Genomic DNA, 14,908 nt, shown 5'->3' on the forward strand with positions numbered 1-14,908 from the left:
TTTATTGCACAATCGTTCATACAAGGATTGTTAGAACATAATGGTATTACCATTGCTATGTTCTATTCCAACATTAGCATATGTCTAATCCTTTGACAACGTCTGCTGCTGAAAATAAGTGTAAATAATGTTCGCTAAGTTTGCAGGCATTCCTGCTTCTTGAAGGGCAAGCTCACTCGCCTCACGAATCTTTTTAACTGAGCCAAAATGCTTCAATAGCTGTTGCTTTCGTTTCGGTCCAACACCTTCAATGCCATCGAGTACAGATTGAATCGCATTTTTTTCATGTTGTTGCCGTAGGAATGTAATAGCAAAACGGTGCACTTCATCCTGAATACGTTGAAGTAAATAAAAGCCATCACTCGTTCGTTTTAATGCGATAACATCAGGCGGATCACCGAACAAGAGCTGAGATGTATTATGCTTATCATCTTTTGCTAAACTAGCGATTGGAATAACAAGACCAAGTTCATCTTCCAACACTTCTCGTGCCACTTCCATCTGTCCTTTACCGCCATCTATTAGCACTAAATCGGGCAATGGTAAGCCTTCTTTTAATACCCTCGTGTAACGGCGGCGGATCACTTCCTGCATTGCCCCGTAATCGTCATGTTTTGCGGCTGTTCGTGTTTTGTATTTACGATATTCTTTCTTTGCCGGTTTACCATCAATAAAAACAACCATTGCTGATACCGCATCCGTACCATGCATATGGCTATTATCGAATGCTTCAATGCGCAATGGTGCTGAAATGCCCATTGCTTCGCCTAGTGCCTCGCATGCGCCAATTGTACGTTCTTCTTGTCGCTCAATCAATTGGAATTTAGCAGCCACAGCAATTTCCGCATTTTTCATAGCCAAATCAACTAGCTCTTTCTTTTGCCCTCGCTTCGGTGTCAGTACTTTAACCTCTAATAATTCGGTTAAAATTGCTGCATCAATAGCCTGTGGAATGAAAATTTCTTTCGGTTTAATATGCTCTAGCTTTTCATAAAAGCGTCCGACAAACGTTAAAAATTCTTCCTCCACGTCCTGATAAATTGGGAAAATGGAGACATCCCGTTCAATTAACTTGCCTTGACGAACGAAAAACACTTGCACACACATCCAACCTTTTTCAACCGCATAACCAAAGACATCGCGATTGGTCGTATCACTAGACACGATTTTTTGTTTTTGCATAACCGTCTCAATATGTGCAATTTGATCGCGGAACTCCTTTGCTCGCTCGAATTCTAGTTGCTCTGCCGCGACTAGCATCTTGTCCTCAAGTTCTTTTTTTACTGCCTCAACGCCGCCATTTAAGAACTTCGTCATATCTTCAATCATATCGTGATAGATGTGAGCATCAATATCCTTTACACATGGAGCTAAGCACTGTCCCATATGATAGTACAAGCAAACCTTGGTTGGTAATTGCACACATTTTCGCAGCGGATAAAGTCTATCCAGCAGCTTTTTCGTCTCACTTGCTGCATACGCATTTGGATAAGGACCAAAATATTTTGCCTTATCTTTTTTTACTTTACGTGTTGTAATAAGTCGTGGATGTTTCTCGTTCGTAATTTTTAAATACGGATATGTTTTATCATCCGTAAGCATGATATTGTATTTAGGATCGTGTAGCTTTATAAGGTTCAACTCTAAAATAAGTGCCTCCAAATTAGATGAAGTCACAATATACTCAAAATCTTCAATTTCGCCAACAAGGCGTTGTGTTTTGCCTTCGTGTGTTCCTGTAAAATAGGAGCGCACTCGATTTTTTAGCACCTTTGCCTTACCTACATAAATAATTGTCCCTTGTCGATCTTTCATCAAATAGCAGCCAGGCTGATCTGGTAAAATATCAAGCTTTCGTTTAATTAAATCATTCATCGCCTACCTGCCCCCCTTTTTTTGATGCTAAATAAAAGTGCCATTTGCGATGCCTAAACGGATATCAAATATCACCATTTAACGGTTGCTTCTCTTTTATTATATAACGAAAAAAAGCTGAGCACATCTAAAGATGGCTCAGCTCTTTTTTACAAATTAAGCATGTTTTGCGATGAAAGCTTCTAATGCTTCTTTTGGTTGGAAACCAACAGTTTTGTCTACTAATTCACCATTTTTGAATAAAAGCAGTGAAGGAATAGACATGATTTGGTATTGTGCAGCAGTACCTTGGTTGTTATCTACGTCAACTTTGACGATTTTAGCAGCACTACCCGCAGCATCCATTTCTTCAAGAACTGGTCCAATCATTTTACATGGTCCACACCAAGCAGCCCAAAAGTCGACTAATACTAAGCCTTCTTTAATATCATCTTGGAACGTCGCATCTGTTGCATGTACAATTGCCATTTGAAATCCTCCTTAAACTTACTATGTTTGTAGTATAGCATGGTTAATTTATGTTGAGCGAACAATCTGCCTGCAATGTCTAATTTAGGCTTTACGTACAATCGGCATCCTGTTCCCCTATTTTACTATTCCCCATTTTTTCTTCTCTCAAGCATTAAAAAAGCTAGGGAAGACCCCTAGCTTATGCGTTCACTTTTAACGCTTTAAATTCTTCAATTAGCAATGGAATCACTTCGAATAAATCGCCTACGATACCGTAGTCTGCTACTTTAAAGATATTTGCCTCAGGATCTTTATTAATCGCTACAATGACTTTTGAGTTTGACATACCCGCTAAATGTTGGATAGCCCCAGAAATACCTGCTGCGATGTAAAGGTCTGGTGTCACAACCTTACCTGTTTGACCGATTTGTAATGAATAATCACAATACTCAGCATCGCATGCTCCACGAGATGCACCAACTGCACCACCAAGTAAATCTGCTAATTCTTTTAGCGGTTCGAAGCCTTCCTCTGATTTAACACCTCGACCACCTGCTACTACCACTTTAGCTTCTGAAAGATCTACGCCTTCTGAAGATTTACGTACGACCTCTTTAATGATTGAACGTAAATTTGTAATATCAACTGTAATAGATGATACATCACCTGTTTTACCTGGTGCTTTTTCTAAAGGTGCAATATTATTTGGACGGATTGAAACTAACACTACGCCATCTTTTACTTTTACCTTTTCAAAAGCCTTACCCGAATAAATTGGACGGATGAATACTGCATCGTCACCGGCACCTTCAATAGAAGTGACGTCAGAAACAAGTCCTGCTTGTAATTTACTCGCAATTTTAGGCGATAAATCTTTACCATTAGCTGTATGACCAAATACGATGCCTGTTGGATTTTCTTGCTCGATAACAGCTAATAAAGCTTGTCCATAGCCATCTGATGTATATTGTTTTAAATGCGGATGCTCCACTGTCACAACACGATCTGCCCCATGCTCGAATAATGCACTTGCTAACCCTGCAACCGCATCTCCTAAAAGTACCCCTACAACTTCGCCGCCATCAGCGATTTGTTTTGCTGCTGCAATTGCCTCGAAAGATACATTACGTAAGCTTCCTTCACGAACTTCACCTAATACTAATACTTTTTTTGACATAGTATATTCCCTCCGTTACCCTTTAAGATTCGATTTGCGTTAACAAATGACTTAAACTACTTTCGCTTCTGAATGAAGTAAGTTGACTAGCTCTTTTGCTTGAGCAGAAAGTTCGCCTTCTAAAATACGACCTGCTGCTTTTTGAGCTGGCAAGTAAATATCCACCGTTTCTACTTTTACTTCAACATCATCTTCATCGATATCTAAATCATCTAATTCAAGCTCTGCAAGCGGTTTCTTCTTCGCTTTCATGATGCCTGGTAATGATGGGTAACGCGGCTCATTTAAACCTTGTTGAGCAGTTACTAAAAGTGGTAAAGATGTTTCAATTACTTCTGAATCCCCTTCGATATCGCGCACGATTTTTGCAGATGTGCCATCGATTTCAAGATTTGTAATTGTTGTTACATAGTTAATGCCCAATAAATCAGCAACGCGTGGACCTACTTGACCAGAACCGCCGTCAATTGCCACATTGCCTGTTAAGATTAAGTCCGCCTCTTTATCTTTTAAGTACTCAGCTAAAATGTAAGCAGCTGCATTTTGATCTAATTCATCTAGATCATCTTCTGTATTAATAAGAACCGCTTCGTCAGCACCCATTGCTAACGCTGTACGTAATTGTTTCTCCGCATCTTCGCCACCAATTGTCACAACTGTTACTTTACCACCAGCTGCGTCACGAACTTGGATTGCTTCCTCAATTGCATATTCATCATAAGGATTAATAATGAATTCAGCGCCATCCTCTTGGATTTTACCACCTGACACAACGATTTTTTCTTCTGTATCAAACGTACGTTTAATTAATGCAAAAATATTCATATATTCATACCCCCTGCAACGTTTTTTGATTTCCAAGTAAACTTGTAAATATTATATATTTTCAACGTAGATAAACTCCCCTTTCAGTCGTTACCTACACTGATGGAAAACTATTTGCCAGTAAACACAGGCTCGCGTTTTTCGATAAATGCTTGAATACCTTCTTTAGCATCTGCTGATACAAAAACCGTACCAAAGGATTTAGCTTCTGCCTCCATACCTTCATAGAATGAAGCCGGCTTCGCATATTGCAATGCTTGAATTGCTTCTTTCAAAGCGATTGGGCTCTTTTTAGCAATTTTTTTAGCAACCTTTAGTGTTTCCTCAAGTAATGATTCATCGGTAAATGCACGGTTCGCTAAGCCCCACTGCACAGCTTCTGCCCCTGAAATAGGTTCGCTTGTAAACATCATTTCCGCTGCTTTTGCTACCCCCACATAACGCGGTAAACGTTGTGTGCCACCAAAGCCTGGAATAAGACCTAGTTGTAATTCAGGCAACCCTAATTTCGCAGATTCTGTTACAAAGCGCATATGGCAACTCATTGCTAGTTCTAGACCACCGCCAAGTGCCGCACCGTGGATTGCTGCAATAACAGGTTTAGAGAACGTTTCAACACGTTCAAATACTTGTTGCCCATTGCCTGCAAGCTTCGTAAATTCATCTCCAGACTCTACTTCAGTAAATTCCTTAATGTCTGCACCCGCTGAGAAGAAACGGCCTTCACCATGAAGCACAAGGACACGTACAGCGTCATCGTTTTCTACAGCATCTAGCACAGCATCTACTTCTGCAATGATTCCACGAGATAATGCGTTTGCTGGAGGACGTGCAATCGTAATAATTGCTACTCCATCTTCTACTTTCCAACTTAGAAATTCCATTTCTCCACATCCTTTTAAGCTTTAATGCCGTTCAGGATTAATGCCTGAACTTTCGGAACCTGTTCTATCAAATCATATCGATAGTCATTCATCACCCACGATGTAATCGTTTCGTCAATTGTGCCAAATACCATTTGCCGTGCCAAACGTACATCCATCGTTTGATTGAACTCACCAGTAACCATACCTTCAATTAGAATCTGATCAAGCAATTGCAAGTAATCTCTTAATACTGCATTGATCTTTTGACGTAAATCTTTATTTGATTGACGAAGTTCTAATTGAGTCACAGTCGCTAATGATCGATCTGTAGCTAGAACATTAAAATGATTTTCAATCATGCGTGAAAGTTTGTCTTTCGACGTGCTTCCATTTTCTATTATATCTTGTAATGACTCTACAAAAACAGCCATTTTTTCATTAAAGACAGAAATTAATATATCTTCTTTATTTTTAAAATATAAATAGATCGTTCCGTCAGCCACCCCAGCTTGTTTTGCGATCTTCGATACTTGCGCTTGGTGATACCCATTTTCTGCAATAACGAAGACAGCTGCATCGATAATTTGCTTATATTTTGGCTTATCTCGTTTCATCTTTATATCACCACCTAAAAAACATACGCACGCCCATTTCCATCTGTGGCACTTTGCTTATTTGCCAATCAGTACTAATAAGTGCTGAAGTTCCCGATACAAAAATTTGAGCGGTCCATCCTAGCTAAATACGGCGTGGTCAATAGAAACAAAAAAATATGAAAATATGAATGGTTATTCATTCATATTTTCATATTATATTTTACACTCGCGCTTGTCAATACTTTCACACGTAGTTATTTTGCTTCTTTATTCGCTAATTTTGTTTTTTCTTCATCCACTAAGGAACGACGCAAAATTTTTCCAACAGCTGTTTTTGGTAGTTCATCTCGGAATTCATAAATGCGTGGCACTTTAAAAGCAGCCAAGTGCTGACGACAGTATTTATTTAATTCGTCTTCAGTAATCGAATATCCTTCTTTTAATACAATATATGCTTTTACTGTTTCTCCTCGATACGGATCAGGAATACCTGCGACAACGCATTCTTGAATTTCTTCCCGTTCATACAAAACTTCTTCGACTTCACGAGGATAAATATTAAAGCCACCCGCAATAATTAAATCCTTTTTCCTGTCCACCACATAGAAGTAACCTTTCTCATCCATATAGCCAAGGTCTCCTGTTAAAAACCAGCCATCTGCAAAAGTTGCAGCCGTATCTTCTGGACGATTCCAATAGCCCTTCATAACCTGTGGACCTTTGACAGCAATTTCACCTACTTCACCGACAGCAAGTTGTTCTGTATCCCCCGTACGTAAAATGACAGAGTCGGTATTCGGCCACGGTAAACCTACTGAACCGATAACCCGGTTACCCCAAATGGGTGTTGCGTGCGTTACGGGAGAGGTTTCAGTTAACCCATAGCCTTCCACAAGCTTCCCACCTGTTACGGCCTCAAATTGTTCCTGTACTTCTACAGGCAGTGAAGCGGAACCACTTAAACATGCTTTAATAGACGATAAATCATACTTCGCAATATCTGGATGATTTAGTAAACCAATATATAATGTCGGTGCACCAGGGAACAATGTTGGCTTTTGCTTATCAATTGTTTTTAAAGCTGTTTCAGCATCAAACTTCGGCAACAATACCATTCTATTTTGGGTAAACACAGATAGTAGCATTACCGTTGTCATACCATAGACATGGAAAAATGGAAGAATACCCATAATTGTTTCTTCGCCATGTACGCATTTATACATCCAGGCATCGCACATTGTCGTATTGGCAATTAAGTTTTTATGCGTTAACATAACGCCTTTCGGGTACCCTGTCGTCCCTCCTGTATATTGAAGCAATGCTAAATCTTCTTCGAAATCAAATGGCAGATTGATCATTTTTACAGGTGAGGACTTCATTATTTCTGTAAATAAATGATTTTGTCCGCTATGCTCCACTTTCACACTAAAACCGTACTGCTTTTTTTGAATAAAAGGATATACTAAATTTTTCGGAAATGGTAAGTAATCTTTAATAGCTGTTACAATGACATTTTCAAGGTCTGTTTCTTTCATGATTTTCATAACACGTGGATACAAAATATCCATTACTAAAATTACCTTCGCACCAGAGTCCGCCATTTGGTACTGCAATTCTCGTTCAGTGTAAAGTGGATTTGTCTGTACTACGACTGCGCCGGCATACATTGCCCCGTAGTAAGCGATTACACTTTGTGGCGTGTTTGGTAGCATAATCGCTACACGATCTCCTTTTTCCACGCCAAGTGCTTGTAAGTAGTTTGCAAACTTAAGTGCAGATTCATATAACTCGGTGTACGTCAAATCCTTACCCATGAAATGAATTGCCACTTTCGATGGCTTCTTTTTATAGGCACGCGTTAAAAACTCTTGCACAGGAATTTCCTCAAACGTTAAAGACGGTGGTACTTCTTCAGGATAATTTGCTAGCCATGGTTTTGCTGTCATACGTCCTCTCCCCTTTGTCCCAAACTTTGTAAATTCTTATTTTAATTATAATGAAAAAGGAATGTACTTTCAAACGCAAAATAGAAAATAAATGCATTTTCGATTAATTATTATGCATTTAACAACATTTATATTACTACTCCTTAATGTTCTTTCCGTTGATATCATTATGAATACTCATTCATTGTTTTGTTTTTTATGCAACTGATGGCCATTATATTTCTATATTAGAAAAATTTTTTAAAAGGCAATTTTCATCAGCGTGCAATGGCTACTGATTTCGTGACGATTCCTGCCCTTTTCGTGGCATTTGACCTACTTTTCATGGAGACCCTACAGATTTCTAAACAAAAAAACTGTAGATAAACTTAGAAATCCAAGTTTACCTACAGTTAAATCTCTCGTATCATTATACGGTCAACATATAGTAGACACCGACTGCCAAAAATGCGATACAGACTACGATTAGAACTTTCGCTAATTTTTCCATCCTATAACACTCCTATGCAATACTTGCCCCAATAACAAACGATAAACCGACTGAAATCGTAAAGGAAATAAAGCCAACTGAGCGATTGTCGTTAGCAATTTCTTGATCTACGTTAAAACGAGGGGTCATAAATTCAAATAAGAAATATGCCACAATTAGTAACGTGAAGCCAAATAGTCCCCAACCAATCATTTCACTAAGCGTGCTATGGCGAGCAATCGAATAACGAAAAATATTACAAATCCCTAATATTTTACCGCCCGTTGCAAGCGCCACAGCTACATTACCATTTTTTATTTCTTCCCAGTTTTTATATTTCGTAACGACTTCGAACAATGCCATCGAGACGACTAAACATAACACAACAACACTAAAATATCCTGCCGTTTCGATAATTGGATATCGCCAAAAGCTAGAATTTAGCATTTTCTCCGTCCCCTTTACAGCTTATTTCAATTCCACAACAGTGACGCCAAATCCACCTTCGCCTGCTTCTCCAAAACGGAAGGATTTCACCCGCTTATGTTTTTTCAGGTAACTTTGAATGCCCTGACGTAATGCTCCGGTCCCAACACCGTGGATAATCGACACTCGACCATAGTTTGCAAGTAGCGCATCATCTATATATTTTTCAGTGCGTATTAATGCATCCTCATAGCGCTCCCCACGTAAATCTAACTCTAATTTCACATGGCTATCTCGATTTTTCACACCAGCAACTCGTTGTATAGGCGCTTTCTCTGGTTTAATGTATTCAAGATCGGTATCGGCAATTTTCATCTTTAAAATGCCCATTTGTACAACCCATTCAACATCAGATACTTTTTCAAGCAACGTACCTCGTTGACCATAGCTTAACACCTTTACCTCATCACCGACAACCAAGTTTTGTGCACGCGCCTTGACTTGAGCCGCTTTTTTCAATACTTTGTTATGCTCAAGCGGAGTGGCTTCTTCCAATCGTTTCCGCGCCTCAATCAGCTCATGCTCTTTCACTACTTGATCAGCGTTTTTACGCATTTCTCGAAGCTCTGAAATAATCGTTTCTGCTTCTCGTTTTGCTTCTTCGACAATTTTGCGCGCTTTTTCCTTCGCTTTTTTGTCAAGAGCTTCTTTGCGTTCTTCGTAAGCTTGAAGCTTGTCCTGAAGCTCTTTACGAAGTGCTTCGGACTCTAGTAGTAAATCATGGGAACGCTCTGCATCGTCCTCTGATTGGCGTCGTGTTGCTTCTAAGGACGCAATCATGGATTCCACCTCATGTCGATCCGTTCCTGTGAAGTTTTTGGCACGATCAATAATGGACTCTGGTAAACCGAGACGACTAGAAATTTCAAAAGCATTGGAGCGACCTGGTACACCAATAAGTAAGCGATAAGTTGGACTCAACGTTTCAATATCGAATTCCACACTTGCATTGGCAACACCAGGGCGATTATAGCCGTATGCTTTTAATTCAGGATAGTGCGTCGTAGCCATGACACGAGCGCCCCGACCATGTACTTCATCTAAAATAGAAATCGCTAAGGCAGCCCCTTCTTGTGGATCCGTTCCGGCGCCTAATTCATCGAATAGCACAAGTGATTTGTGATCAAATTGCTGTAAAATGTCGACAATGTTCACCATATGTGATGAAAATGTTGAAAGCGATTGTTCAATCGATTGCTCATCACCAATATCAGCAAAAAGTTGCTCAAATACCGCTAGCTCTGAACCGTCTAATGCCGGCACCGGTAAGCCTGCTTGTGCCATTAATGTACAAAGACCCACTGTTTTTAACGTCACGGTTTTACCACCCGTGTTGGGTCCTGTAATTACAATAGCCGTAATATCTTTGCCAAATTCGATGTCATTGGCAACCGCCGTTTCGATAGGTAATAGCGGATGGCGTGCGCGCACAAGTCGAATATAACCATCCTTGTTCATTTTAGGCATCGTACATTTATTGGCTTGACCATATTTACCCTTTGCCAAAATAACGTCAATCTCGCCTAATAGTTTTACTAAATTAAATAAATCAGGTGCCACTTCTTCAACCATCGCACTTAAAGCAAGCAAAATGCGCTCAATTTCAACTTGCTCTTTCATTTTGAGACGGTGTATTTCATTATTCGCTTGTACAACTGAATCTGGTTCGATAAATAACGTTTGACCAGACGATGATTGGTCATGCACAATGCCGCCATAGTGATAGCGATATTCTTGTTTAACTGGAATCACATAACGGTCGTTACGAATCGTTACAATTGCATCTGAAAGCATTTTGGCTGCATTACTTCCTCGTGTTAAGCTCTCTAGCTTTGAACGCACTTTAGCCTCTTCTGCTCGTAGAGACTGGCGAATGGAGCGCAACGTTTGACTTGCAGAATCTAAAACAGCCCCATTATCATCAATACAGTTATTAATTTCATGCTGTAAACCTGTTAATACAGGCATCATTTCCTTTTTAGCGATAAAATGAGGGATTTCAATAATTTCATCTGACTCTAAATCTTCTAAGAAATTACGCAGTATACGGCTAGCTCGAATCGTACTAGACACTTCCATTAATTCCATCGCTGAAAGCATGCCTCCGATTTGGGCACGTCTTGCTGCTGGTCGTACATCGAAAATACCACCCATTGGCACATTGCCTTTTACACGTAAAATGGAAAGCCCTTCATCCATTTCTTCTAACAACTGAACGACTTTTTCAAAGTCTGTTTGTGGCACAAGTTCATCAATGGCTGATTTGCCGATTGAAGAAGTACAGTATGTAGCCACTTGTTGACGTACCTTATCATATTCTAGTGTTTTCAATGCGCGGTCTGCGATCACTGAGAACACCTCCTCAACCTATTTATTTCGTCGAATGAACGACTCGAACTGTTCGCGCGTCCATGTATTGACAATCATATCTTTTTTCAGCCATGCCCTATTTGCATAGCGCACACCAATATCCATAAAACGTAAATGCGCGATATCATGCGCATCGGTATTAATCGCTACTGGTACACCTGCTGCAACAGCCATTTCTAAATGCTCAACGCATAAATCTAAACGATAGGGATTGGCGTTCAACTCTAAAATTTTACCATATTCCTTTGCCCATTCAATCAACTGCGCGATATTTGGATTATAACCAGCCCGGTCTTCAATAATGCGCCCCGTTGGATGAGCAATCATATGTACATACGGATTTTGCATCGCGGTATGTAATCGCGCCATTATTTTATCCTGTGACTGTGTAAAACTCGAATGAATGGAGGCAATCACGAAATCCAATTTCCGCAGTACTTCATCATCAAAATCTAACGAACCATCTGGTAAAATATCCATTTCTGTGCCTGCATATAAATAAAAGTCAGGATGCGCTTCGTTAAAAGCGTCAATTTCAGCTCGTTGCTTCACTAATCGTGCAGGTGTCAAACCATTCGCCACTTTTAAATATTGTGAGTGATCGGTAATAACACTATATTGATAACCACGGGAAATTAGCGCTTCACCCATTTCAGCCACAGAGTACGCGCCATCTGACCATGTTGTATGCATATGCAAATCAGCGACAATGTCCTCTAGCTTAACTAAATCCTTGACTTCACTTTGCCGGTCAAACTCTGTTGACCCTGTTCGTAAGCTAGGGGGGATAAATGGCAAATCAAAATGGGCAAAAAATGCCGCTTCGTCTGCAAATGTCAGCACAGAACCATCTGCTTGCTCTACACCATACTCACTAATTTTTTCCCCACGTGTTTTGGCAAGTTGGCGCATGCGAACGTTATGTTCTTTTGAACCTGTAAAATGGTGCAAGGCTGTGGCATACTCAACATCCTTTACTAATCGAAAATCAACACTTACAGCATCATCTAAATCTAAAATAACGGAAATTTTTGTATCTCCTGCTGCCACTACCTCTTGAATAGCGAGTGCACTCAATATTTTTTCTCGTACTGTCTCTATTGCTTCAGTTACAACAATGAAATCAATATCTTTACTTGTTTCAGATGCACGACGGAAACTGCCTGCTACGGAAAAACGCGTCACTTCCTCCATACTACCGAGAAGTGCTTCAATTTGTAAAACGACAGGCTCAAGCTGCCAAATTGGCAAACGTTCTGAACGATTAGCAAAATTAGCTAGTTCCTTTAAAATCTTTTCTTCTGTTTTGGCGGCAAAGCCTGCTAGCTCGCGCACTTTACCCGCTTCACATGCAGCTTGTAAGCTTTCAGCAGAGTCTATGCCTAGCTCTTGGTGAAGCTTCGCAATCTTTTTGCCACCTAAGCCTGGTAACTTCAGTAATGGCAGTAATCCTTTCGGTACAATATCTTGTAATTCTTTAAGCAGACTCGATTCACCTGTCTCGATTAAGTCTTCAATAACAGCGGCTGTACCTTTACCGATTCCTTTAAGCTTTGTTACATCCTCCATCTCACTAAGCGAGCGCTCATCACCTTCTAATGCTGCTGCAGCTTTGCGGAATGCGGATACTTTAAACGGATTTTCACCTTGTAACTCCATATATAATGCAATTTTTTCTAACGTACGAATAATTGTTTTTTTGTTCATTTAGAATTCCCCCTATCGTAAAAACACTTCCCTCTGGTCCGAGAGAAGTGCATCATTTACTATTGCCTATTCATTACGGCTTTTGCGCAACTTTGTTTTAGCTTACATTGCGATAGGCAATCAACATTCAACAAAATTTACAATCTGCTTGTGCACAAAACAGCTACGCCCTTAACAGAAATTTCGCCATTTAGCAGATTTCTACGGACAAATGAGTGAATACTACATTCAATTTTCCATGCGTAGATGCCAAATTTTATTAGGAAGCATGGAGATAAATATACCACCAATTTTGGAACATCTTTGTAATGATCGGCGTATGTTCCAAAATAAGGCCTGATATGAACGACTTCGACATTAAATTCTGAATAAAATCAATCGGTACTAATGCCAAAACATACAATACAATAAATAAAATTAAATAATTCTCAATCATGCCAAGCAGTGCACCAAGCCAGCGGTTGACCGTACTTAACACTGGTAAATAAGCAATGAAATCAAAGATGGATGCCACAATTTGCAAGGCAATCTTTACTGCAAAGAAAATAACCGCAAACGCAATGACACGATAAAATGTTCGGTCTAAATCTAAGCTGTCAATGACAACTCCAAGGCTTCCCGAATCTGTAACACCTGGATATGGCACCCAAAACACAAATTTCTGTGCTAATGGCTTATAATAAATATACGCAACAATTAGGGCAACAACAAAGCTAACTATATGCATCATTTGTACAATGAAGCCACGTTTTGCCCCCACTAGCAGTCCACCTAATAGAACTACTAATATAATTAAATCTAGCATTTACTTCAACCCTTTAATTTTTTCAATTCTTCTTCTAGTAATTCTATTTGCTCTTTTAAGAGTAAATAATCGTGCACCGTATTTACGGCTGTAAGGACGGCAAGCTTTGTGCTATCAAGTGAGGGATTATGTAAATTCATTTCGCGCATACGGTCATCAACAATAGAAGCGACAAGTCGCATATGTCCAATGGATTCGGAGCCGACCATTTTATATGTATGACCATATATTTCCACAGAAATTTTATTCTTTTCTTGATTTTCCATAGTCGCACCCTCCAGTAAAATCTTTTTGCTCACGGTGTTATTCGTTATGAGCAACGTCCATACAAAAAAGCTATATATTATCATACCATGAAAGGTATAAAATTGTGAACAATGAGGATAGAAAGGAACGGTTTAATGTCAAATATTGTACTTTTAATTTCAACAACTGCACAAAAAGAGGTAATGTCCTACTACGCAAATTATTATGTGGAGCGAAAAGCACCTGGTGTTGTGTTCGCTGCAAAACTGCCTGATACAGCCATTACGATGTATAAATCAGGAAAATGTATGTTTCAAGGAGGCGGTGCTGAGCGAGAAGCCGCACGATGGGGAACCTCTGGGGCATCAGCTACGCAAAAGGCTTCAACTGTTGGTGCAAAAGGAGATACACTTCCTGAAGGTTTTGCCGCCATGTCTGTGTTAGGCTCTGACGAAACAGGAACTGGGGATTATTTCGGACCGATAACAGTGGCAGCCGTTTACGTTCCTTCTTCAAAAATAGAATTGATTAATGAACTTGGCGTGAAAGATTCTAAAATGCTGACGGATGACTATATGCGAAAAATTGCCCCTGATTTACGTGCGGCATGTATTCATAGCGTACTCGTATTGCGCAATGAAAAATATAATGCTTTACAAGCAAAGGGCTATTCACAAGGCAAAATGAAAGCGATGATGCATAATAAGGCACTTGGACATACATTAGCAAAAATGGCGCCCGAAAAACCTGCACATATTTTAATTGACCAGTTTGCAGAACGCGGGGTGTATTATAATTATTTAAAAAATGAGCGTGAAATTGTCCGAGATGGCGTCCTATTTTCAACAAAAGCAGAACAATTACATGTTGCCGTTGCCACCGCTTCCATTTTGGCGCGTGCAGCATTCTTAAAAGAAATGGATCGACTCAGTGAGCTTGCTGGCGTGGCGTTACAAAAAGGTGCATCTAGCAAGGTTGATGCCTTAGCAGCACGTATTTGGCGTGGACAAGGTGAGGAATTTTTACGCTCCATTACAAAATGGCATTTTGCGAACACCGAAAAAGCTCGGAAGTTAAAATAGATTTATAG

Annotated in this window: 13 protein-coding genes; 1 reads left to right on the top strand and 12 read right to left on the bottom strand. The window is 39.8% G+C overall.

Annotation, left to right across the window (positions count from 1 at the left end; genetic code table 11):
* Nucleotides 1-84 precede the first annotated feature (84 nt).
* From uvrC to zapA, 12 genes are all read right to left on the bottom strand, one after another.
* On the bottom strand, nucleotides 85-1,875 hold the full coding sequence (gene uvrC, locus T479_RS16365; protein ID WP_025220270.1) for an excinuclease ABC subunit UvrC: 1,791 nt from the start codon (nucleotides 1,873-1,875) through the stop codon (nucleotides 85-87).
* Nucleotides 1,876-2,031: 156 nt separating this feature from the next.
* The gene (gene trxA / locus T479_RS16370) at nucleotides 2,032-2,343 is read right to left on the bottom strand and encodes a thioredoxin (protein WP_024363864.1); all 312 of its coding nucleotides are present in this window, start codon (nucleotides 2,341-2,343) and stop codon (nucleotides 2,032-2,034) included.
* A gap of 181 nt (nucleotides 2,344-2,524) precedes the next feature.
* A complete protein-coding gene (locus tag T479_RS16375) occupies nucleotides 2,525-3,502 on the bottom strand; it encodes an electron transfer flavoprotein subunit alpha/FixB family protein (protein ID WP_025220271.1) in 978 nt (325 codons plus the stop codon).
* Between the two features lie 51 nt (nucleotides 3,503-3,553).
* Complete coding sequence (locus T479_RS16380; protein WP_024363862.1) at nucleotides 3,554-4,327, bottom strand: electron transfer flavoprotein subunit beta/FixA family protein; 774 nt, start codon at nucleotides 4,325-4,327, stop codon at nucleotides 3,554-3,556.
* A gap of 110 nt (nucleotides 4,328-4,437) precedes the next feature.
* Nucleotides 4,438-5,211, bottom strand: a complete 774-nt coding sequence (locus T479_RS16385; RefSeq protein WP_024363861.1) for an enoyl-CoA hydratase — start codon at nucleotides 5,209-5,211, stop codon at nucleotides 4,438-4,440.
* 14 nt (nucleotides 5,212-5,225) lie between these two features.
* Nucleotides 5,226-5,807, bottom strand: coding sequence for a fatty acid metabolism transcriptional regulator FadR (locus T479_RS16390; RefSeq protein ID WP_024363860.1), 582 nt, complete (start codon nucleotides 5,805-5,807; stop codon nucleotides 5,226-5,228).
* A 236-nt stretch (nucleotides 5,808-6,043) separates the two neighbouring features.
* Nucleotides 6,044-7,735 carry an AMP-binding protein gene (locus T479_RS16395; protein ID WP_024363859.1) on the bottom strand — a complete coding sequence of 564 codons (1,692 nt, stop codon included), beginning with the start codon at nucleotides 7,733-7,735 and terminating at the stop codon, nucleotides 6,044-6,046.
* Nucleotides 7,736-8,237: 502 nt separating this feature from the next.
* The gene (locus T479_RS16400; protein WP_010860124.1) at nucleotides 8,238-8,651 is read right to left on the bottom strand and encodes a DUF350 domain-containing protein; all 414 of its coding nucleotides are present in this window, start codon (nucleotides 8,649-8,651) and stop codon (nucleotides 8,238-8,240) included.
* A 21-nt stretch (nucleotides 8,652-8,672) separates the two neighbouring features.
* Nucleotides 8,673-11,039, bottom strand: a complete 2,367-nt coding sequence (locus T479_RS16405) for an endonuclease MutS2 (protein WP_025220272.1) — start codon at nucleotides 11,037-11,039, stop codon at nucleotides 8,673-8,675.
* Nucleotides 11,040-11,057: 18 nt separating this feature from the next.
* Nucleotides 11,058-12,767, bottom strand: coding sequence for a DNA polymerase/3'-5' exonuclease PolX (gene polX / locus T479_RS16410; RefSeq protein ID WP_025220273.1), 1,710 nt, complete (start codon nucleotides 12,765-12,767; stop codon nucleotides 11,058-11,060).
* Nucleotides 12,768-13,026: 259 nt separating this feature from the next.
* Nucleotides 13,027-13,572 carry a CvpA family protein gene (locus T479_RS16415; protein WP_024363856.1) on the bottom strand — a complete coding sequence of 182 codons (546 nt, stop codon included), beginning with the start codon at nucleotides 13,570-13,572 and terminating at the stop codon, nucleotides 13,027-13,029.
* A gap of 5 nt (nucleotides 13,573-13,577) precedes the next feature.
* The gene (gene zapA, locus T479_RS16420; RefSeq protein ID WP_024363855.1) at nucleotides 13,578-13,838 is read right to left on the bottom strand and encodes a cell division protein ZapA; all 261 of its coding nucleotides are present in this window, start codon (nucleotides 13,836-13,838) and stop codon (nucleotides 13,578-13,580) included.
* A 135-nt stretch (nucleotides 13,839-13,973) separates the two neighbouring features.
* Here zapA and rnhC point away from each other — a divergent pair, with 135 nt between their 5' ends.
* A complete protein-coding gene (rnhC, locus tag T479_RS16425) occupies nucleotides 13,974-14,900 on the top strand; it encodes a ribonuclease HIII (protein WP_024363854.1) in 927 nt (308 codons plus the stop codon).
* Nucleotides 14,901-14,908: the final 8 nt, after the last annotated feature.

Source organism: Lysinibacillus sphaericus (assembly GCF_000600105.1).
In the GTDB taxonomy this organism is placed as follows: Bacteria; Bacillota; Bacilli; order Bacillales_A; family Planococcaceae; genus Lysinibacillus; species Lysinibacillus sphaericus.